Below are 23,809 nucleotides of genomic sequence, written 5' to 3' on the forward strand. Positions count from 1 at the left end.
ATACGATGACGAATTTACCAAATATAAATGATTCGGATATTGCCATTATTGGCATGTCTTGCCGTTTTCCCGGTGCAAAAAGCATCGAGACATTTTGGCATAACCTCAAAAATGGGGTGGAATCTATTACTGCTTTTTCTGATGAAGAACTGCTTGATGCTGGCGTTGATCAAGCCACGCTTGCTCAGCCTGAATACGTCAAAGCTGGGGGCGTTTTACCCGATATCGATATGTTTGATGCCGAGTTTTTTGGCTTTACACCCAGAGAAGCTGAGATCACAGATCCGCAAGAACGTATTTTTCTTGAATGTGCTTGGGAAGCGCTCGAGGATTCGGGTTATACCGCTAAAACGCATCAATATGCCATTGGCGTGTACGCCAGTGCCAATCTGAGTTCATATATTATTGATAATCTGCAAACCGCAGATAAATCACGTGATGTGTTCGAGTTTTTCCCGAAACTGATTGGTAATGATGCCGATTATGTGGCGACACGCGTGTCATACGAGTTGGATCTCACTGGGCCGAGCATGGGGATCGCGACCGCGTGTTCAAGTGCTTTGGTGGGTGTCCACGTGGCGTGTCAAAATTTACTCAATGGTGAGTGTGATATGGCACTTGCCGGTGGTGTGGGCTTAGTGTTGCCACAGAAAAAAGGGTATGTGTATTACGATGACATGCATGTATCCGACGACGGTCATTGCCGAGCATTTGATGCGCAGTCAACAGGCACGGTATTTACCAATGGCATGGGGGTGGTGATATTAAAGCGCTTAGATGATGCGTTGGCGGATGGTGATATTATTCATGCGGTTATCAAAGGCTCTGCGGTCAATAATGATGGTGGCATGAAAGTTGGGTATATGGCACCGAGTGTTGAAGGTCAGGCGGATGTCATTGCGGATGCGCTGGCTGTGTCTGGCGTTGATCCGAACAATATTTCTTATGTTGAAGCCCATGGTACCGGCACGCGCCTTGGCGATCCGATAGAAATTGAAGGCTTAAGCCTTGCATTTGAAGCGCGAACAGGCGATAAGCTGCCAATTGGCACGGTAAAAAGTAATATCGGCCATATTGGTGCAGCGGCAGGGATCGCAGGCTTGATCAAAACTGTGCTGGCATTGAAGCATCAGCAACTGCCGCCAAGCTTGCATTATAATACGCCAAATCCGAACATTGACTTTGATGACAACCCTTTTTATGTCAACAGTGAACTGGCGGACTGGCAAGCCAATGATGGCCAGCCTCGCTGTGCTGGGGTGAGTTCATTTGGTATTGGAGGTACCAACGCGCATGTGATTTTACAAGAGGCGCCAGTCCTCGCTACACAGCCAGAATCTCATCAAGCAGAACGTCCAAAACATGTCTTAACCCTGTCGGGAAAAAGCGCAGACGCGCTAAACCAACAAGCGCTTAACTATGCAAATTACTTAGACACGCAGACAGCAGCAAGCTTGGCTGATGTGTGTTTTAGTGCTGCTAATCAGCGTACACACTTTGCACATCGTTTGACCTTAGTTGCCAGCTCAATCCAGGACGCACAGCAGCAGCTGCGCGATAAAACTTATCATATTGATACTGCATCAGAGGATGCGCCTAAGCTCGCGTTTTTATTTACCGGACAAGGTGCGCAGTATTTGAATATGGGTAAGCAGTTATTTGAAACGCAGCCGCTGTTTAGAGAATCCTTAGAGCACTGTGATGACATCTTACGCCCACTGGATGTACCTTTGTTGGATTTGCTTTACAGTGACAATGCTGACGCTGAGGTGCTCAATCAAACGGTATACACCCAGCCTGTACTGTTTTCATTAGAGTATGCGTTGGCAAAACTTTGGCTGTCATGGGGCGTGCGTCCAGATGCCGTTATGGGGCACAGCGTTGGTGAGTATGTGGCGGCTTGCATAGCCGATGTTTTCAGCTTAAAAGATGGCTTAACCCTCATTGCAGCCCGTGGCCGCTTAATGCACACACTGTGTGAAAAAGGCGCGATGTTAGCCTTGCCTGTCAGTGAAACGCAGGCGCTGTCGTTGATAGCACCTGTGCAAGATAAGGTTTCAATTGGTGCGATTAACGGCCCTGATAGCGTGGTTGTTTCTGGTGATAGTGAGTCGATAGCAGCCCTATCAGCGAATTTGGCGCAGCAAGGCATCAAAGCAAAACCACTGGCGGTTTCCCATGCGTTTCATTCAAGCATGATGGCGCCAATGTTGGCTGAGTTTAAGCAAGTTGCCGCAAGTATCGATTATGCATTGCCCACACTGCCAGTATGCTCCAATGTCACAGGGGAAAATGTCAGTGATGCGCTGACAGATCCTGAGTATTGGGTCAAGCAAGTTCGCCAGCCGGTGCGTTTTTCTTCGGGCGTGCAAACGTTAGAGGCACAGGGCGTCACTGCATTTATCGAGATTGGGCCAAAACCTGTGTTATTGGGGATGGCATCACATTGCTTCACAGCGGATACCCCTGTGGTGCAATTACCCAGCTTACGTGAGGGCGAAGATGATTGGCAGCAAATCTTAGAGAGCTTAGGGCAATGGCATGCCTGTGGTGGCTTTGTAGATTGGCAAGCATTTGATAAGGGCTATGGACGCAATAAAGTGTCATTGCCAAGCTATCCTTTCCAGCGCCAACGTTATTGGATTGAAGCAGAAAAGAATGCAACAGCCGCTCAGCCTGAAGAAACCCACCCCTTACTTGAATTTTTGTTCCAAGGTGATTTAGCGCATTTTGAGCAGTTTAAACGTCTCAATAGCCTTGTTGATGACAAGGTAAAGGCGATGGAACCGCATGAGCGTTTGAAACTGTTACAGGTGTTTGTGGAGCAGGATAAAAGAAGCCGAACTGTAACTAAGTACTATGATTCTACGGCAAATTTAGAAACCCAAGATTATCATTTAGAGGAAGGACGATTCCTAAACTTTGGCCCATTTTTTGACATGGTCCCGGGCTTTTCTTGGGTACTGGCCTTTTCTGATGCACAAAAATACCCTGAGCACTCTCGCTTAGTACTCAATGCACAAAAGTCCATGCGTGAAGTGTTATTTAGAAAAGTCGACTTTGATGCCTGTGAAAAAGTGATGGACTTTGGGTGTGGTTTTGGCACAGACATTTGTGTGCTGGCCAGAAAGCACTCGCACCTGCAACTCAGAGGCTACAGTATTTCGGGGGAGCAACTTGAAGCGGCCAATAAAAAGATCGCTAAGTTTGGGTTAGAAGATCGCGTTGCGGTGTTCAATCGAGACAGTGCCATTGAAGAGTTCCCAGACCAATTTGATTTGATCTTTGGTTTTGAAGTTGCACTGCATATTAAAAATAAAACCGCGCTATTTGCCAACATAGGTAATCACCTCAATCAAGGCGGCAAATTAGTCTTGGCAGATATTATTTCCAATACGCTGTTTGACATTGACCACGGTGAAACATCATCTTTCTTAATCACCAAAGATGAATGGGTTGAGCAGTTAACAAAAAACAACTTAAAAGTTGTTGATTGCATTGATGCCAGCCATGAAATCGCAAATTTCCTTGAAGATCCTCACTTTGAGGAGAATTTAGCGACATTTGATTTAACTGAAGAAGCACGCGCAGGGATCCGCTCACACAATCAATTAGGTGGGCTATTACGTCGCGAGTTGGCGAGCTTTGTATTACTGACCGCAGAAAAAGATACGCAGTTAAGTGCACAAGAGCTAAGACGCATTAATGAGGCGGGCTTGAGTAATTGGATGACCTATACCGAGTTATTAAAAGGTCGCCCAACTCAAGCATTGCTGTCAGAGAGCGTGTATGAGACACGTTGGCAGCCAAGTGAGATCAGCACGTCAAATCATGACACTGAGGCCGGACATTGGCTGATTTTTGCTGACGCAGGTGAGCAAGGTCAGCAATTGGCAGAACAGCTGGAAAAAGCAGGCCATCTTTGCACGCAAGTATATGCAAAAAATGGGGTTGCAGCGCTGACGACGTCTGATTCGTCACAAGGTATTCACTATCACCTAGACCCAAGCGCGCCGGCGCAATTTAAAGCTCTGCTTGCAACAGTATGTGCGAATGAAACTACACCACTTAAAGGCGTCGTGCATCTTTGGAGTCTCGACACACCGACAAGTACAGAGTTAAGTGCAACAGCGCTCACAGATGCGCAATCATTGAGCTGTGCAAGTGTCTTGCATCTGCTTCAAGCGCAAGCTGAGCATGCTGAGTCTTGCAAGCTGTGGCTGGTAACACGCAATGCCGTGCAAGTGGCGCAACAAACGCATCCGTTGAATATTGCCCAATCGAGCTTGTGGGGACTTGGAAAAGTGATAGCTCAAGAACACCCGCAATTATGGGGCGGCATAATAGATAACCCGAGTGTGGGTGACTTGGTGAGAGAAATTATCTCTGATGATCATGAAGACCAAGTGGCTTACACAGCAGGCGCTCGACATGTGCCCCGCGTTATCAGCGCACCGCAAGATGAAAGCGCGACCTTGACTGAGCTAAATGCGCACAGTCGCTATCTGATCACAGGTGGTTTAGGTGGGCTGGGACTCATGTTGGCTAACTGGATGGTCGAAAAGGGGGCGCGCAAGCTAGTATTAACTGGGCGCAGTGCACCATCTGACGCGGCAAACGCTGTGATTGCACAGTTGCAAGCTCGCGGTGCCGAGATACAGCTTGTAAACGCAGATATCGCTGATGAGGTACAAGCGACTAGGCTGTTTAATGAGATTGCAGGTCAGGGGGCGTCACTGAAAGGCATTATTCACGCAGCGGGTGTGATGGACCAAGACGCGTTAACGCACCAAGGTTGGGCGCGCTTTAGTCAGGCGATGAGCGCAAAAGTTGAGGGAAGTTGGCACCTACATCAATTGTCTAAAGACCTAGAGCTCGATTTCTTTGTGTGTTTTTCTTCTTTGTCTGCCCTGTTAGGTGGTCTTGGTATGGGCAGCTATGTTGCAGCTAACACCTTTATGGATGCACTTGCCCAGTTACGTGCTCAGCAAGGACTGCCCGCGCTCAGTGTCAATTGGGGTGTATGGGCTGATGGCGGGATGTCAGCGGATATTGATGAGGGAGTAAATAAATCACAGAGTGAGTTCATTCTAGACGCTGCATCTGGCTTGGCGATTTTAGATAATTTAATCACTCGTCCAGATGTGACCTGTAATGCCGTACTACCAGGCGACAGCGCTAAATTCTTGGAAATGTTCTATCCGGTACAGGTGCCGCCTTTCTTATCTGAACTGACACGCAATGAGTCTGATAATGATATGTCATTCTCTATTAAACACCTGCTTGAACAAGCGAGCGCTGAGGATCATGCCCGGATGTTGGCGGAGTTTATCCAAAGTAGCCTTGCTGAGGTATTGAGAATGGACACAGCGCAAGTCGATGTCCACAAGCATCTCAATACCATGGGGCTGGACTCACTGCGCGCAGTGGAATTTAGAAATCGGATCCGAACTGAGCTCAATATCGATATTCCCATGGCCAATATTATGAACGACATCAGCGTGATGGATCTGGCCGGTCAACTTGGTGCACTGCTCGTTCAGACGCCAACTGATGAAAAAGAAGCGCTGCTCAACCAATTGGACTCAGCAGAGTTAAGTGGTGAGCAGATCGATGCGCTTTTTGATGAATATTTCGGTTAGAACAATTAAGCAGGTTAACCTAATGAACAACACCCAAGACAATAAACAAGCCCTGACGACGGAACAAAAGCGCGCACTACTTCAACAGAAATTGCGCGCTGAAGTGGAAACCAAAAAGCAACAGGCAAATACGGGCAAAGAGCAACTTGCTTATATCAGTGAGGCATTACCGACTGTAGAGGCAGATCCGGAGGGGCGCTTTTTGCCTTTCCCACTCACAGAAATTCAGCAAGCTTACATGTTAGGCCGACAAAGTAGCTTTGACTTTGGTGGGTTTGCTTGTCACTGGTATCACGAAATTGATTGCCCTTATGACGAGGCACAGTTTGCAGCGTTTAATCAGGTCTGCCGACAGCTTATAGACCGCCACGATATGTTGCGGGTTGTGATGTTACCCGATGGTCAGCAAAGAGTCCTTTCACCGCAAGAAATTCCGCCCTATACCATTGAGGTGACGGATCTGAGTGCACAGCCAGAAGCTGCAAAAGCATCGCAACTGGCCGAACTTCGTGAGCAGATGTCACATCAAGTGATTGATGCTTATACTTGGCCTATTTTTGATATTAAAGCGGTGCGTACTGGCTCGCAGTCGGTTAGGCTATTTGTCAGTGTCGACATGCTGGTGGTTGACGGTTACAGCGGGTTTTTGCTCTACAAAGAGCTATATCAAATGATGAATCAGCCAGAGGTTGCGCTGCCACCGTTACCGCTGAACTTCCGTGATTATGTGCTGGCCACGGACAAAATCCAAGAGACAGCATATTACAAAAAGTCATGTGATTACTGGTTTGACCGTATTGATAACCTACCACCCTCAGCAGAGCTACCTTTGGTGCCCGCAGTGGACGAAGATACTCAAGTCCGGTTTAGCCGCAGACACGATACCATCCCCGCTGATGTTTGGGGCAAACTCAAAGCACGAGGCGCCAAATTGGGGTTGACGCCTTCGAGTATTTTGACCGCTGTGTTTGCGGAAATCTTAAGTATTTGGAGTAAGAGCTCGCACTTTATTCTTAATGTCACGCAGTTTGACCGCTTGCACCCTCAGGTCAATGATATTGTGGGTGATTTCACCTCTCCGATGTTAGTCGAAATTGACAACACCACCACTGAGTCGTTTGAGCGCCGTGCCGTGCGTATCCAGCGGCAGTTATGGGAAGATTTAAGTCACAATGCCATCAGTGCTGTTGGCGTGTTAAGAGAGATGACACGACGTCGCAAAGGGGCGTATGTCACCATGCCAATTGTATTCACCAGTACCTTGTGGTCAGGCTCTGAGCAGGAAAGCTTTGCAGGCGACATGTCACCAAAAGGATGGCTTGGCGACTCGGTATATGGCATCACGCAAACCCCTCAAGTGCTCTTTGATCATCAATTGGCGGAAATTAAAGGTGAGCTGATTGTGAGTTGGGACTGCGTTGAGGAGCGCTTCCCTGCAGGATTATTAGAAAGCATGTTTAATGCGTATTGTGACATGCTTACCTTGCTGGCCACCGATGAAACAGCGTGGCAAAAGGCGTCATTCCAAGATGAGTTGTTAGCGACTCAATTGATGCATCGTGCGCTTATCAATGACACTGCGCAAACGCCTTCAGAAGCGCTTTTACACGAATTATTTATAGCGAAAGCCATAAAAAACCCAGATGCAATCGCGGTGATCTCTGCGTCTCGAACCTTGACCTATGGTGAGTTACTAGACCTTGCTAAGCGCACTGCTAATTGGCTACAGCAACAAGGTGCAAAGCCCAATACCTTAGTTGCTGTGGCAATGGAAAAAGGGTGGGAGCAAATTGTTGCTGTGCTGGGTGTCTTGATGTCAGGTGCTGCTTATTTGCCAGTGGATGCGCATCAACCTGATGCTCGTCGCCACGCTATTTTAGCCGATGGGCAAGTGAGCTTGGTATTAACACAGCCGCAATTTGAGACGCTAGCGTGGCCCGCTGATTCGCTGCAACTTATCATCACTGATGAGAATCTAGCACAGCAAAATACCGAAGTAGCAGATGTCTCAATCAGTGCCGAAGATCTTGCCTACGTGCTGTACACCTCAGGCTCAACAGGCAAGCCAAAAGGGACCATGCTACCGCATCGTGGTCCAGTCAATACGATTTTAGATGTGAATCGCAAATTGGGGGTCACAGAGAAAGACAGAGCAATTTGTCTCTCTGCGCTTAACTTTGATTTATCCGTTTACGATGTATTTGGTCTTTTGAGCGCAGGGGGCGCGTTGGTGATCCCCGAACATGGCGGGCTGCGCGACCCCGCTCACTGGCGAGAGTTGATAAATACGCATCAGGTTACGCTTTGGAACACAGTTCCTGCGCTTCAGCAAATGTTGGTGGATTACCTTGAGTCCAGTGGAGGTGATTTAGCATCGAGTATGCGACTGGTTATGATGAGCGGTGATTGGATCCCTGTTGATTTACCGGATCGCATTCGTCAATTGTCGTCGGATGTGATGATTGTTGGATTAGGTGGCCCAACAGAAACCTCGATTTGGAACAATCATTATGTGATTGAAGAGGTTGACCCCAGTTGGACAAGTATCCCATATGGTAAACCACTTGCGAACCAAACCCTACATGTCCTAAACGATAAGTTAGAGCCTCGCCCTGTTTGGGTGACGGGTGATTTATACGTGGGCGGTCGAGGCTTAGGAAAAGGGTATTGGGGAGATGCGCAAAAAACCAATGAAACCTTTATCACTCATCCGCAAACCGGTGAGCGCCTGTATAAGAGTGGCGATCTCGCTCGCTATCTACCAGATGGTAATTTAGAGATCATGGGGCGTTCTGACTTTCAGGTGAAGATCCGAGGTCATCGCATTGAGTTAAATGAAATAGAATCTGTGATCAGTGAATACCCGGGCATTCGTGATGCGGTTGTTACCGCTGTGGGCGGTGAGCGCAGCCTGCAATCGTTGGCGGCATTTGTGGTGCCTGAAGGAACTGGGCAGCCTAGTGGCGATAGTGAACAGGCAGAGCAAGAGGAGGTGATCTTAGATCAGTTTGCAGGGTTAGAATTTAAACTGACGCAGCCGGGTGTACGCAAAGTGGAAGACGGCATGGTTGAAATCCCCATTGCCGCGCCAGAGGTGGTGGAGTCAGCTTGGCTGACACGACAAAGTTACCGTGAGTTTCGTCAAGACCCATTAGCACAAGAGCACCTTGGTCAGTTGTTGTCACACCTAAGTGCAGTAACGCTTGAGGAGACACCTCTCCCTAAGTATCGCTACCCATCCGCAGGTAGCTTGTATCCTGTTCAGTGTTACGTATACGTCAAACCAAACCGCGTAGCAGGACTCGAAGGCGGTGTGTATTACCATCATCCAGTGAGAAACTCGCTACTGCAAATGGCCAAAACAAATGACATAGGCGAGCAAGTATTTGCTGGCAACATTGATATTTATGAGGAAGCCGCGTTTGCAATTTTCTTGATCAGTGATCTCAGTGCCATAGAGCCTTTATATGCGCATTACTCCGAGCGCTTTTCACTTCTAGAAGCCGGACATATAGGTCAGATGTTGATGGAGTCTTCGACACGCCATGGTATTGGCCTTTGCCCGATTGGCAAGCAGGATCTCTCTGCAGTCGAGGCACTATTTGGGTTAGGTGAGCGTCATTTACCCCTGTATACCTTCCTTGGCGGAGGCATTGATCCTGAGCAGACGCGTAAACTGTCGCGTCCGGTGTCAAAAACAGCGTCTCTTGCAGATAAATTGAAAGACTTCGTCAGCGCGAGACTGCCAGATTATATGGTGCCGAGTACGTTTGAGCTACTTGAGGCCTTGCCATTAACAGCCAATGGCAAGGTGGACCGCAAGGCCTTACACGCGCAAATTGACAATCAAGAAATCGAGAAACCTGAATTTGTGGCGCCGGACAGTGCACTTGAAAAGTCCATTGCGCAGATTTGGGCAGCGTTGTTGGGACATGACAATATCGGTATTCATGATAACTTTTTCGAAGCCGGGGGAGACTCCATGCTGATTGTCAGGATGCAATCTAAGCTGAGGGAAATTTATCACCAAGAGATCCCCGTTACCAAGCTATTCCAGCACTCAACGATAGATGCGCTTGCGCGTTATCTTGGTCAAGAGGAGAAGGTAGAAGAGGCAATAGCCAGTAAGGCAGATAAACGACAAGATCGCCGAGGCTCAACGCAGCGACGCAAGCAAGCACGTAAAAAACATCGATCAAACCCGCAGGAGGGTAGCTGATGGGCGCGCATTTACCTCATGAGTCTGATATTGCGATTATTGGTATGTCTTGTCGCTTCCCAGGAGCGCCAAATATAAAGACGTTTTGGGAAAATCTCAGAGAGGGGAAGGAGTCTGTTTCTTTTTTCTCTGATCAAGAACTATTAGATGCGGGCGTTGATCCTGATCTGCTGGCGATGCCTAACTATGTGAAAGCAAGCCCAACGCCTTTTGATGTCGATATGTTTGATGCCGACTTTTTTGGTTTTGCCCCCAAAGAAGCGCAGATCATGGATCCGCAGCAGCGGATCTTTTTGGAGTGTGCGTGGGAGGCATTAGAAGACGCAGGTTTTAAAGCGGGTGAGACAGAGGAAGTGGTTGGTGTTTATGCAGGCGCTGCACTTAATAGCTACTTTTTTGACCACCTCACGCCAGAGGATGTCGGGCTAGCTGGACTGGCAGGTAACGAAAAAGATTACTTGAGTACTCGCATCGCATACAAGCTAGATTTGAGAGGACCGGCTGTCACTATTCAATCTGCCTGTTCTAGTGCCTTAGTTGCGATTCATATGGCGTGTCAGAATCTGCTCAATGGTGAATGTGACGTTGCCCTTGCTGGTGGCGTGGCTATTCGCAACTTTGCAAAAAGCGGTTATCTCTATCAGGAGGACATGATCTTCTCTCCTGATGGACATTGCCGCAGTTTTGATGCGGACTCTAAAGGCACCTTATTTGGGAATGGCGCAGGCATTGTGGTGTTAAAGCCATTAACAGAAGCAATGGCGGATGGGGATACCATTCACGCTGTTATTAAAGGCTCTGCCATCAACAATGATGGTGCGCAAAAAGTAGGGTACACAGCGCCCAGTGCCGAAGGGCAAGCGGCGGTGGTGATGGAAGCACAGGCCATTGCTGATGTTGAACCAGAGTCCATTTCTTATATTGAAGCACACGGCACTGCGACCGCGTTTGGCGATCCTATTGAAATCGCCGCACTGACTCGTGTATTTAGAGAATCGACTGACAAAGTCGGGTTTTGCCCAATTGGCACAGTGAAATCTAATTTTGGCCACCTCGATGCAGCAGCGGGCGTAGCAGGGTTAATTAAAACCGTGCTGGCGCTGAAAAACCGACAAATTCCACCCAGTTTGCATTACCAGTCACCCAATCCCAATATTGATTTTGCCAATAGCCCGTTTTACGTGAATACCGAATTGGCAGATTGGCAAAGTGAAGATGAGCCCCGCCGTGCCGGGGTGAGCTCGTTTGGCATTGGCGGCACCAATGCCCATGTCATCCTTGAAGAAGCGCCGAATATTGTCGGTCAAGCACCTGAAGTCAATGCGCAGCGCCCGCAACATTTATTGACGTTGTCGGCTAAAACCGCACCGGCCTTGAATGCCCTAATCGCGTCATATGACCGTTGGTTTACTGAAAATCCACAGTCAGATTTTGCGGATGTTTGCTATAGCGCTGCACAAGGGCGGAGCCACTTTGCACATCGCTTAAGCTTGGTTGCAGGCTCTATTAGTGAGGCTCAAGCCCAATTGCGAAGCCATCAGTACCAGCAAGGTATTGCCACAGAAGCCGCACCAAAAACGGCCTTTTTATTTACCGGCCAAGGCGCACAATATTTTGGTATGGGTCGCACGCTGTTTGAAACGCAGCCGTTGTTTAGAAATACACTGATGCGGTGCGATGCAATTTTGCGTCCATTAAATGTGCCGTTACTGAAACTACTTTATGAGCAAAGTGAGGCGCCAACTGACATCAATCAGACGGTGTATACGCAGCCTGTATTATTTTGCATTGAGTATGCCCTCGCGAAGCTATGGCAGTCATGGGGTGTAAAGCCAGATGTCTTGATGGGACACAGTGTGGGTGAATACGTCGCAGCGTGTATTGCAGGTGTATTCAGTTTAGAAGATGCGTTAACACTTATCGCAGCGCGAGGTCGTTTGATGCACATGCTGTGCCTTGGCGGTGAAATGTTGGCATTGCCAATCAGCGAGGCCAAAGCGCAATCCTTGATTGCTGATAGCAATGCGCTCTCAATTGCGGCGATAAATGGCCCGCAAAGTGTGGTGCTCTCTGGAGGGGCAGATGCGATTGAACAGCTTGCTGCGGGCTTATCTGAGCAAGGGATCCAAGGTAAAAAACTGGCCGTGTCTCATGCTTTTCATTCTGTGATGATGACGCCCATGTTAGATGAGTTTGAAAAGGTCGCAACGGCGGTTAGTTATGCGAAGCCTAAGCTACCCATTTGCTCGACGGTTAGTGGAGATATGAGTGGTGAAGCGCTTTGCTCAGCTGCTTATTGGGTGAAACAGGTGCGCCAACCGGTGCGCTTTGCTGCGGGTGTCGAGACACTGCAAAAACAGGGTATTCAGGTGTTACTGGAAGTCGGTCCAAAGCCTGTTCTGCTTGGCATGGCAAGGCAGTGTTTAGCGGATGATACCGAGATTATTCAGCTCTCAAGCTTGCGAGATAACAAGCCTGATTGGCAGCAATTGTTAGAAAGCCTAGGGCAGTGGCACAACCAAGGAGGCGAGGTTGATTGGCTCGCAGTTGATGCTGATTATGCGCGAAGTAAAGTGCACCTGCCGACCTATCCGTTTCAGCGTGAACGCCACTGGGTTGAAAAAAAGACCTCAAAGCCACGCACTTACCAAGATCCTAAACTGCACCCTTTACTGGGCAAAAAGCTGCGTTTGGCTGACTCAGATAAGATTTACTTTGAGTCTGAAGTGGATGTGTCGGTAACGACTTGGCTGAGTGAGCATCGCTTTTTTGATGCCATGGTATTTCCTGCGACGGGTTACCTTGAGATGGCCATGGCTGCGGGTAAAGCGGTGACTGCTGCACAGGACACACTGCATATACAAGACATTAGGTTTGAGCAAGCTCTGATCTTGGAGCAGACAGGTTCTCAGATCATGCAAGTGGTTTTAAGCCCGAGTGAGCATGGCTATGAGTTTAAAATATTGAGCCAACAAGATGGATCAGTATGGCAGGTACATGCATCAGGGAAACTCGCCGCGAGCGTGCCAACCTCTTCGCCACGTGTAGTGACGTCAGCGGAATTACAAGCTCAATGCCCTGTTGAGTTAAGTGTTGATGAACATTACAGTATGGCCGATGAGCGCGGTGTTTATTATGGACCAAGTTTTCGTGGCATCACGCAGTTGCAAAAAGGCAACTCAATGTCCTTGGCACACGTTCAATTGCCCGAATGTATCACCACCAATGAACTCTCTCACTATCATCTTCATCCAGCCCTGTTTGATGCTTGTATTCAAATCTTAGGTGCTGCCGTTGCCAAGCCTTCTGAAGGGACTTTTATGCCGATCGGCTTGGATGCATTGACGGTTCATCAGCAAGGCGTGCAACAGCTATGGAGCTTTGTGCGTTTGATTGAGCAAAGTGATGATCAAGTGATCACGGATATCGCCTTATTTGATAGCCAAGGTAAATTGGTTGCTGAAGTCACCGGATTTAAAATTGGCCGTGTGGCTGACGCGACAGTGATGCACCACTTTAAAAACCAGTCGAACGACTTTTATCAGATAGAGTGGCAACAACAACAGCTCATTTCTAAAGTTCACCTTAATAATATTGGCCAAGGTACTTGGTTGATATTGGCGGATAAACAGGGCACAGGGAAAAAACTAGCAGACAAACTAGAACAAGAGGGTAAATCTTGTGTGTTGGTTTATGCCAGCACGGGTAGCCGAGCTGATAGTGCCCAAAGTGATGCTAAATTAGCAGTGAACCCATCCGATCCAACTGAATTTAAACAGCTTTTAAATCACTATTACACCGAGCAATCTAGCGCGCCTGTGGCGGTGATTAACTTGTGGAGCTTAGACGCCCCTGATTCTGACGAGTTATGCCAACAATCATTGCTGCAAGCACAAGATCTTGTCTGTGCAGGTACCTTACACTTGGTACAGGCAATGGCTGAACTGGGCTGGTCGAGCAAGCTGTGGCTGGTGACTCACAATGCGGTCAGTACTGGTGCCAATATCTCAGAGATAGCCGTAGCGCAAGCGCCTCTGTGGGGCTTAGGCAAGGTGATCGCGATGGAGCACCCGGAGTTGGCCTGTACATGTGTTGACCTGAGCCAAATTGATGACATTGGGCCTTTATATGCTGAACTTGGCGCGGATAATAGTGAAGATCAAATTGCTTTACATGGTCATGATCGCTTTGTCGCGAGGTTGGTACAGCATGATCCAAAGGGAGTAAAAGATGAGCTAGATTTGCCTCAAGGCGCATTTAATATGCAGATGGCTGAAAAAGGTGCGCTCGATGCGCTGGCGCTTGTGAATGTCTCTCGCCCAGCACCAAAACAAGGTCAAGTTGAGATCCAAGTGCGTGCTGCGGGCCTAAATTTTAGAGATGTGCTCAATGCATTAGGCATGTATCCGGGCAGTCCCCCGTTTGGTGGAGAGTGCGCGGGCGAAATCGTGGCTGTTGGCGAAGGTGTCACAGAGTTTAATGTCGGGGATGCCGTCATTGCAGCAGCACCGGATAGCTTCAGCAGGTACGTGCTGGTTGACGCAAGTGAAGTGGTGGCCAAACCTGAGCAGCTTAGCTTTGAAGCCGCAGCGACTATCCCTGTGGTGTTCTTAACTGCTTGGTATGCACTGAACGAACTTGCCAAATTGTCTAAAGGGGAGCGAGTGCTGATCCATGCGGGTTCCGGTGGCGTTGGTATGGCGGCGATACAAATTGCACAGCTTGCAGGTGCAGAGGTATTTGCCACTGCAAGTCCCAGTAAATGGCCGCAACTTGAAGCGATGGGCGTTCAACACATCATGCATTCTCGTACCACGGAATTTGCCGAGCAGATCATGGCAGTGACCCATGGGGAAGGGGTAGATGTAGTTTTAAATTCATTGACTTCAGATAACTTTATTCCAAAAAGCTTATCAGTATTGCGAACGGGTGGGCGCTTTTTAGAGATCTCAGTGGTCAACACATGGCTGCCTGAGCAGGTTCAGGCATTTAACCCTAAATTGGCATACCATCAGATAAACCTAGCGCAATTGGGTCAAGACCAGCCAGATTTAGTGCAAGGCATGATGAAAAAGCTCATGTGGCTATTTAAGCAAGGTGAGCTTAAGCCTCTGCCATTCAGAGCTTTTCCAATCAGCCATGCAATTAATGCGTTCCGCTACATGCAGCAGGCAAGGCACAGTGGAAAAGTCATTTTGACTGTGCCTTCAAGTGAGGAAAATCAGACACCTGTGTGCCAAGATGCGACTTATCTTATCACTGGTGGACTGGGTGATTTAGGATTAGAAGTCGCCACACTGCTAGCGAAGCAAGGCGCTCGCCATCTTGTTTTAACTGCAAGACGCGCACCGACGGAACAAGCCGCAAATGTGATTGCGCAGTTGCAAGCGACTGGCGTGCAGGTTCGTGTTATCAGGGCAGACGTTGCCAATGAAGCCCAAGTAACCGATATATTTAACCAGATAGACGCAGACATGCCGGCATTAAAAGGCATTATTCATGCGGCTGGGCTGTTGGATGATGGCGTGCTAGTGCAACAAGATAAGGCGCGTTTTGAGCGCGTGATGGCACCTAAAGTTTTAGGCAGCTGGCACCTTCATACATTGACAAAAAATAGCGCGCTGGATTTTTTTGTGTGCTTTTCTTCAACGGTTTCTCTGTTGGGATCAGCTGGACAGGCAAACTATGCAAGTGCTAATGCCTTTATGGATAGCTTGGCTCACTACCGCAGACAAATGGGCTTACCTGCATTGTCAATAAACTGGGGCCCTTGGGCCAGTATCGGGATGGCAGCCAGAATGCCCGGTCACGAACGAGAGCAAAGTCGCTTGCATGCCATGGGGGTGACCCCAATTGCACCTGAGCAAGGCATGGCTCAGTTAACAAGCTTGTTGCACCAAGCCCATCATGCACAAGTTGGCGTTTTGCCAGTAAATTGGACCCGTTTCTTCAGTCAGTTACCTAAAGTACCTCATTTTCTATCTGTATTGGCTTCGGATGACGTGCCTGTGGCTAATACGCTTGGGATTAAACAGCAATTAGCGCAAGCCAGTGATGACGAGTACGCCCCCATATTGACTGAGTTTATTCGTAATAAATTGAGTGCAGTGCTTGGCATGACCGCAAGGCAAATTGATGTTCAACAGCCGCTAAATAGTATGGCGCTTGATTCTTTGATGACGATTGAGCTGCGAAATCGGATCCGCTCAGAACTGGGAGCTGAGCTATCCATGGCGCAAATCATGAAAGCAGGCACCACTGTATTAGACTTGGCATCAGAGCTAGATCCTCGGCAAGGGGTTAATGTTAAACCCACAGAGGCGTTGCAAGTGGGTGAAGAGGAGTTTGAGCTATGAGTGCGGCGGAAACGGTTCGTTCACTACTTGCTGATCTCAAGGAAATTGGCTGTCGGATTTGGGTTGAAGATGGCAAGTTAAAAGTGCGTACCTCAACGGCGGGGATCTCACCCGCTTTGAAGGCGCAGTTAAAGGCCAATAAGGGGGATATTCTCACTTATTTGATGCGGCCACCAAGTGCAGCGATTAGCCAACCAGAGCCAGATCACGCAGGCGGCTATTTGCAATTGCCTGCATTGCAACGGTGTGATCGGACGTCGATTTTTGAGCTGTCTTATGGGCAACAGGCATTTTGGTTTTTATACCAAAATGCGCCAAAAAGCCCGGCATATAATGTGGCCATGCCGTGGCGCATTTTGTCTAAATTGGACACTGAGGTACTTCAGTCTGCACTGCAAGCATTGTCAGATAGACACCCATCGCTGCGAACCACATTTTTTGAACAAGATGGGCAAGCAATGCAAAAGGTTCATGCTCATCAAGGGGTCGAATTAACGTTACAAGTTGCTGACAAAGACAGTGAAGAGGGCGTGTTTAAAAAAGTCAGGGAGGCTTATTTGCGTCCGTTTGACTTAGAAGAGGGCCCATTATTTCGAGCGCATTTAATCACTCAAGCAGAGGACAAGCATGTCTTATTAATGACCATCCACCATATTGTGTTTGATGGTTGGTCGTTATGGAATTTAATGTCTGAGTTTTTATCTTTATATGAGTCTATAAAGGGACATCGTCCTTCAGACCTATCGCCTTTACCTTGGTGTTATCAAGATTATGTCAGTTGGCAAAATGCGCTGTTCTCCAGTAATGCAGGAGAACGTCTTTGGTCTTATTGGCAAAAGCAGTTGTCCGATCCGCCAGCGCCCCTTGATTTACCGGCGGACAGAGCTCGTTCAGCGCAGCAGCTAAATATAGGTGCTTCCGTTAATTTTACTCTGTCAAAAGCCTTGACGGAACAGCTGAAAACGTATGTGAATGGTACTGGCAGCACCTTATACGTGGTGCTGTTGGCTTGTTTTCAAGTACTCTTGCATCGCTATACTGGGCAACAAGATATTTGGGTTGGATCAGCGGCGGCGGGTCGCAGCCTTGATGAATTTAAAGATATTTGCGGCTGCTTTTTTAATTTTATTGTACTGCGTGGAAAACTAGAACCACAGCAAAGTTTTGCCTCATTTTTGACACACATGCAGCATACGACGTTAGAGGCGTTGGCGCATCAAGATTACCCGTCGCTGTTATTAATTGAGCGTTTAGCGCTGCAAAGAGAGAGCGATAGGTTTCCACTTTTTCAGGTGGAATTTAACCTTCAACAACCGCAGCAAGGCCATGTGTTATCGCCCGCTTATTCGGCGACGAGTAGCAGTAAAAGTCAAACTATTCACAGTGCTGGGCTGACACTTGAGCCCTTTAAAATGCCTCAGCAAGAAGGCCAGTTTGACTTGAGCCTTGATGTATTGGATGTGGCTGGGCAGTCTTTATCAGGCATGTTTAGATATAATGTGGCACTGTTTGATGAGGACAGGATCCAGCGCATGCTGGGTCATTTTGAAGTGATTTTACAGGCGGTGGTACATGAGCCACACACATCGATTGCACAGCTCCCTTTGCTGACGGAGTCTGAGCAACAAATGTGGGTGAAAAAGCCATCTGTCAGCAGTGAGCATGTGCCAAGGACAACATGTGCCCACACCTTGTTTGAACAACATGCAGCAAGCAACCCAGATGCAACGGCGGTGATCTTTGAAACGCAGCAGCTGAGTTATGGTGAACTCAATGTGCGGGCTAATCGCTTGGCACATCATTTACGCCGCAAGGGCGTCGGCCCAGATGTGTTGGTTGGCTTGTTTGTTGAGCGCTCAATCGACATTGTGGTTGGTATTTTGGCAATCCTCAAAGCGGGTGGTGCTTATGTTCCCCTTGATCCTGAATATCCGGCAGACCGCCTGAGTTTTATGGTCGAGGATGCCGATCTTCAAGTATTACTGTGCCATGAGGCGACACAAGCGCGTTTGCCAAAGTGTGAGGTGCAGACGTTAGATATGTCCTCAGCAGCGATAGCAAAAGAGTGCACCGAAAATCCAGAGCCGCTCTGTGGTTCAAATAACCTTGCTTATATCATTTATACCTCGGGGAGTACGGGTAAGCCAAAAGGCGTGTGTGTTGAGCATCGCAACATTGTTCGGCTTTTTGACTCTACCCAATCAACCTATCAATTTGGTCGTGATGACGTTTGGACATTGTTTCACTCACATGCTTTTGACTTCTCAGTGTGGGAGATCTGGGGGGCGCTTATCTATGGTGGTTCGCTGGTTATTGTGCCCTATACGGCGACTCGAACACCGGCATTGTTTTATCAGCTATTGAAAGAAAAGCGAGTAAGTGTTTTAAACCAAACGCCGTCTGCTTTTTATCAGTTGATAGAGTATGAGCAAACGTTAAGTGCACCGCAACGAGCATCGCTGGCACTGCGTTGGGTCATTTTTGGCGGTGAGGCGCTCGCGCCAGCACGCTTAAAACCTTGGTATACACATCGCGGTGAGCGGGGACCAACGCTGGTAAACATGTATGGGATTACCGAAACGACGGTGCATGTGACTTTGCATGTGTTACAGCCACAAGATGCAGAGAATACCTCAAGCAACATTGGCATGCCTATCTCAGATTTACACGTCTATATCTTAGATCAATGGGGACAGCCTGTGCCTGTTGGTATCCCTGGAGAGCTGTATGTTGGTGGAGCTGGGGTTACTCGAGGTTATCTGAATAGGCCTGAACTTAACGCGCAACGATTTATTGCTGATCCGCTGAACAGCGAGAGTGAAACACCTTGTTATCGCACTGGCGATCTTTGTCGACAGTTATCCGATGGCACACTCGAATATCTGGGCCGAGTAGATACACAGGTTAAAGTACGCGGTTTTCGAATTGAGTGTGGCGAAGTTGAAAGTGCATTGCTATCACATGCTTTGGTTAAAGCTGTGGTGGTTGATGCCTGGGGAGAAGGTGAGAGTAAGCAGCTAGTTGCTTGGGTTAGGTTAGATGATATGGCCGGTGAGCCGCCACAACTATATGATTTTAAATCACATTTACGCGCGTTGTTACCTGATTGGATGATCCCAACGCGCTTTGTCTTTGTGGATACTTTACCACTGACGCCCAGTGGCAAAATTGACCGACGCGCATTAACCGTACCCGACGCGCAGCTGTGCGAGACAAGCCCATCGTACAGTGCGCCGCGCAACAGTTTGGAAGCGGATTTATGTGAGACATTTGCTGAGTTACTTGGTACATCACGGGTTGGCATTCACGATAACTTTTTTGACCTAGGCGGCCACTCAATCTTATCAATGCGACTGCTATCTATACTACGAACAAGGCTTGGTATTGAAGTGCCGCTCAGTGTGCTATTTCAACACCCGACCCCAAGTACCTTGGCGCTGGCAATCCAAGAGAATAAGCATTGGCAAGAGAGCCTGCTGGTGCCGCTGCAAAGTGGTGGCTCAGAGGCGCCACTGTTTTGTATTCATCCGGTGGGCGGCAGTGCATTTTGCTACCAAGCTTTGGCTGAATCACTTGGGACATCACGCAGTATTTATGGTGTACAGGCTTTAGGCTTGGAGGGCGAAGCTGAACCGCTCGATGATATCAAAATGATGGCTGCACAGTATGTGAAGGAGATTATTACACGTTACCCAGCAGGTCCTTATCACTTGTATGGTTGGTCGATGGGCGGCGTTATTGCATTTGAAATGGCGCACCAGCTATTTGCTGATGGGCGCGAAGTCGGCATGATTGCGATAGCGGATTCAACTCTGCCAAGTGTGAGTACAAACCATCAAGCCTCTAAAGATGATGAGGTCTTATTGCACCTGCTGGCTGAAACTGGTGAGCTCAGCGAGGCTGTATTTTCCGAGCTTCAAGATATTGAACCTGAGCGCCGCTGCGCTGTGTTGCGAGCACGTCTTGCACAGGCCACAAATTCACTCGGTCCTGATGAAATAGCGCAATTGCTGCCTATCTATCGTGCCAACCTCAGTGCGCTATCAGCGTATCAAGCAAATGCCTTGAATAAGGAAATCCTTTACTTCAGCGCTGCAGAGCGTCTTGCAGGGCAGGGCGACAGCTTGCGATCAGGTTGGCAAGAGGTTTCATTAAAAGTAGTGCCTTTTGAGGTAGTGGGTAATCACTTCACAATGCATGATACTGCGGGCACTGAACAAATCTCAGAGCATATCACTGCGTATCTAACTAACTAAACAAAGCCATGATTGGCACCTATGGCCCCGCAATCGGGGCCGAACTTAGTTTAAAAGCACATTGAGGTGATGTGAGAAGAGGTGCCTAAGCTAAGTTCATTTTTCACTGTTTGCTAGCTCACCATTGGGTGAAGTTGGCAATTTATGAATGTTTAAAAAATTAATGCATACAAGGAGCGCAACATGAGCCACGAAGCATCATTATGGGTTGGTGGAACAGAGAACCCGCAAGCAAAAATGAGGTTATTCTGCTTTCCTGCCGCAGGTGGCGGCACATTGGCCTTTCGAGGTTGGGCGCAGCAATTGCCTTCGGATATTGAGGTACGCCCGATAAGGTTACCGGGCAGAGAAATGCGAATTGGTGAAGCATGTTTTGATGATGCCTATCAAGCTGCCGACGCGTTGGCTGATGGCCTGAGTGACTATTTGGATAAACCATTTGCTTTTTTTGGCCACAGTATGGGGTCGTTATTGGCATTTGAATTGACGCGGAGTTTACGCCGACGTGGTGGACCAATGCCACAAATACTGATGGTGTCTGGGCGCCGCGCCCCGAGTTTGCCGCTATCTCGGTCTCTTTATCATACCTTGCCAGATACGCAATTTGTTGATGTGTTACGCACCCATTATGCAGGTGGCACCTCTGAAACCGTGTTGCAAGAAGCTCAATTGATGGCGCTGTTTATGCCAGTCATTCGTGCCGATTTTGCCATCACAGATGTTTATAGCTATGCATCCGAAGCGCCTCTTGATTGCCCTATTCATGCTTTTGGTGGTGAGGATGAGCCCGAGTTTGGTGTGGCTGAGCTTGACGCTTGGCGCAATGAAACGAGTGGCTATTTTAATCGAACATTATTTGCAGGCGATCACTTTTATCTGAATGAGGCTAGTCGCGCTGCGCTACTTAGTTACATTGCTGAAGTGCTTCAAGCACAGCTTAGAGCGCAGTGATGAGGTTTTTAGGAAAATTTTTGGGCAAATTTTACGGGTCGCGTCGTTGCAGGTGTTTTCATTAATGAAACTGGTGAATTTGGTCAAAAGAGGCAAGCAAAAAATGGGCATACGGATCTGCGTATGCATGGGGCACCGAGAAACAACAATGATTAGAAAAGAAGGATAATTTTGTGAAATCTATGAAGCGTCCATCAGACTGTGAAAACCTGACGGACATCCGTCACGGCATTGATTCCATTGATCAAGAGATCATCAAACTGTTGGGAGAACGCATGGAATATGTGTTGTCCGCTGCGCGTTTTAAACCAAACCAAGCCAGTATTCCTGCACCAGAGCGGGTTGCCGCCATGTTGTTGGAAAGGCGTCAATGGGCTGAGCAACACCAGTTGCCAGCTGATTATATTGAGTCGTTGTACCACGGAATTATTCAGTGGTTTATCAGCCAGCAAACTCAGCATTGGCGAGCTAAGCATGGGTTACCTGTTGATGAGGATTAACCGCTCAATTTTTTGCATATGCCAGTGATAGCAGTACTGAGCTTAATGTGTAGCTCAGTGCTGTATTTTTCTGGTTCCTACTTGTACAAGGAAATTTAAGAAAATGAAAATGTATCTTTCGATTAGACACATGATTTATCAAATACGAAAAAACATCTGCCAAGTCGGATTATTAGTGTCTGTTCTATTTTGCTCAATGCACAGTGTGGCGCAAGTAAAGCAAGACTTTGATTTTGATGTCGACAATGCGGCATTGGATGTTGTTGGTTTTGGTAGTCTGCCAGCTCTGCGCGAGCACGTATCGGCAAATTATGGTGATGCATCACTGGTATTTCGTTATGCAATTTTGCTAACAAACGCGTGGTACGATGCCACCGCTGCTTATCACCCAACTGCGGTTGGTGTCTATTCGCACTTAGGCCGCAGACCGCAAAGTGAGGCAACAAACAGAAATATCAATATTGCCGTGTTTTATGCGTCATATCATGTACTCAATAGCTACATGCCAACGTACAAGCCAACTTGGCGTAAGCTATTGCTTGATGTTGGCCTTGACCCAGACAACAACAGTACAGATATCACCACACCGATTGGTTTAGGTAATGTGGCTGGTAAAGCGGTTGTCGCAGGCCGCCTTAACGATGGTATGAATCAATATGGTGATGTCGGCAGAACATTTAACCCAACGCCTTATGCGGATTATACAAACTACAAGCCAGTCAATACGGCGTATAAATTGAAAAACCCGTCACGTTGGCAGCCAGATATGCAGCGCAAAGGGTTGGGCTTGTACAAGATCCAACAGTTTGTAACTCCACAATTTGCATTGGCAGAACCTTACTCATATGAAGATCCGCGTGATTTTGAAATGCCGCCTCCGCACAATAGTAACCACCGTAATCGCAAAGCATATCGTCAGCAAGCGAAAGAAGTACTAGAAGTATCGGCAAACTTAACTGATGAGCTTAAGCTTAAAGCTGAGTTATTCGACGATAAATTCAGTTCATTATCTTACTCTGTTGCATCAAATACGACCGCGAGAAACTTACCGCTTCTCGACTTCATGCAATTTGAATTTGTGGTCAATATGGCAACATTTGATGCGGGTATTTTTGTTTGGCAAGAGAAATACAGATATGACGCTGTAAGACCTTTCAGTGCAATTCAAAAGCTATTTAAAGATAATGTTGTAGAGGCATGGGGCGGTCCAGGTAAGGGCACGGTTACCATGAAAGGCAGAGACTGGAAGAGCTACCTTGAAGAGGCCGACCATCCAGAATATCCGTCTGCATCGACTTGCTTTTGTTATGCGCATGCACAAGCAGCAAGGCTGTATTTTGGCGATGATAACATGACGTTTAACTTGACTTACCCTACAGGTAAATCACGTATTGAGCCGGGTGTGACACCAGCGAAAGACACACTAATCACCTACAATACATGGTCTAAATTTGCAGAAGAATGCGGGCAAAGCCGTGTATGGGGTGGCGTACACTTCCAAGCAGCTGTTGATGAAAGTGCTGAGTTTTGTCCTATGTTTGGAAACCTAGCACACGACTATATGACAAAGTTAGTAAACGGTACTGCTGAGCTGAGAGCGCCGAGTAAAGGTCGAGACCTAGACACCTTGCCAGAGCGCTTTAAGTTTACAAAGCCGTCAGATAAAGATGATGATGACGAAGATGAAAGCTAATTTAATCGCTGGTGGTTAAACTCCACGGCGATTAATGATAGAAAATCAATGAGCGCTGATCTAACGTTGTGAGCACCTCACATGTTTGATTGGCGCTTATTTAATTGTGTTTACTACTTTTAATTCGTAACTTATGTGGTTTGTAAGTGGTTGCAAACTAAAGGGGGTGATTTTAGTTCCTGATATTGGTCT

At 47.8% G+C, this 23,809-nt stretch carries 7 protein-coding genes; all 7 read left to right on the forward strand.

Annotated features, from left to right (window positions below; genetic code table 11):
* Positions 1-5: 5 nt before the first annotated feature.
* The 7 genes from L1077_RS06750 (at position 6) to L1077_RS06780 (ending at position 23,617) form a co-directional block, all read left to right on the forward strand.
* On the forward strand, positions 6-5,642 hold the full coding sequence (locus L1077_RS06750) for a type I polyketide synthase (RefSeq protein ID WP_237136135.1): 5,637 nt from the start codon (positions 6-8) through the stop codon (positions 5,640-5,642).
* Positions 5,614-9,861, forward strand: a complete 4,248-nt coding sequence (locus L1077_RS06755) for an amino acid adenylation domain-containing protein (RefSeq protein WP_237136136.1) — start codon at positions 5,614-5,616, stop codon at positions 9,859-9,861. Before L1077_RS06750 ends, L1077_RS06755 begins: the two co-directional genes overlap by 29 nt.
* Complete coding sequence (locus L1077_RS06760; RefSeq protein ID WP_237136137.1) at positions 9,861-16,217, forward strand: type I polyketide synthase; 6,357 nt, start codon at positions 9,861-9,863, stop codon at positions 16,215-16,217. The genes L1077_RS06755 and L1077_RS06760 overlap by 1 nt, the downstream gene beginning before the upstream one ends.
* Entirely contained in the window at positions 16,214-20,473 is a 4,260-nt protein-coding gene (locus tag L1077_RS06765; RefSeq protein WP_237136138.1) for a non-ribosomal peptide synthetase, read from the forward strand. Before L1077_RS06760 ends, L1077_RS06765 begins: the two co-directional genes overlap by 4 nt.
* Positions 20,474-20,656: 183 nt before the next feature.
* Complete coding sequence (locus L1077_RS06770) at positions 20,657-21,424, forward strand: thioesterase II family protein (protein ID WP_237136139.1); 768 nt, start codon at positions 20,657-20,659, stop codon at positions 21,422-21,424.
* Between the two features lie 182 nt (positions 21,425-21,606).
* Positions 21,607-21,924 carry an isochorismate lyase gene (locus L1077_RS06775; protein WP_063364351.1) on the forward strand — a complete coding sequence of 106 codons (318 nt, stop codon included), beginning with the start codon at positions 21,607-21,609 and terminating at the stop codon, positions 21,922-21,924.
* Between the two features lie 103 nt (positions 21,925-22,027).
* Positions 22,028-23,617, forward strand: a complete 1,590-nt coding sequence (locus L1077_RS06780; RefSeq protein WP_237136140.1) for a vanadium-dependent haloperoxidase — start codon at positions 22,028-22,030, stop codon at positions 23,615-23,617.
* Positions 23,618-23,809 lie beyond the last annotated feature (192 nt).

The organism is Pseudoalteromonas luteoviolacea, from assembly GCF_021654285.1.
Classification (GTDB): domain Bacteria; phylum Pseudomonadota; class Gammaproteobacteria; order Enterobacterales; family Alteromonadaceae; genus Pseudoalteromonas; species Pseudoalteromonas luteoviolacea_J.

Bases quoted from the DNA above. Each gene is read 5' to 3' on its own strand.
- L1077_RS06750 (WP_237136135.1), top strand. From the start codon at position 6: ATGACGAATTTACCAAATATAAATGATTCGGATATTGCCATTATTGGC.
- L1077_RS06755 (WP_237136136.1), top strand. From the start codon at position 5,614: ATGCGCTTTTTGATGAATATTTCGGTTAGAACAATTAAGCAGGTTAAC.
- L1077_RS06760 (WP_237136137.1), top strand. From the start codon at position 9,861: ATGGGCGCGCATTTACCTCATGAGTCTGATATTGCGATTATTGGTATG.
- L1077_RS06765 (WP_237136138.1), top strand. From the start codon at position 16,214: ATGAGTGCGGCGGAAACGGTTCGTTCACTACTTGCTGATCTCAAGGAA.
- L1077_RS06770 (WP_237136139.1), top strand. From the start codon at position 20,657: ATGAGCCACGAAGCATCATTATGGGTTGGTGGAACAGAGAACCCGCAA.
- L1077_RS06775 (WP_063364351.1), top strand. From the start codon at position 21,607: ATGAAGCGTCCATCAGACTGTGAAAACCTGACGGACATCCGTCACGGC.
- L1077_RS06780 (WP_237136140.1), top strand. From the start codon at position 22,028: ATGAAAATGTATCTTTCGATTAGACACATGATTTATCAAATACGAAAA.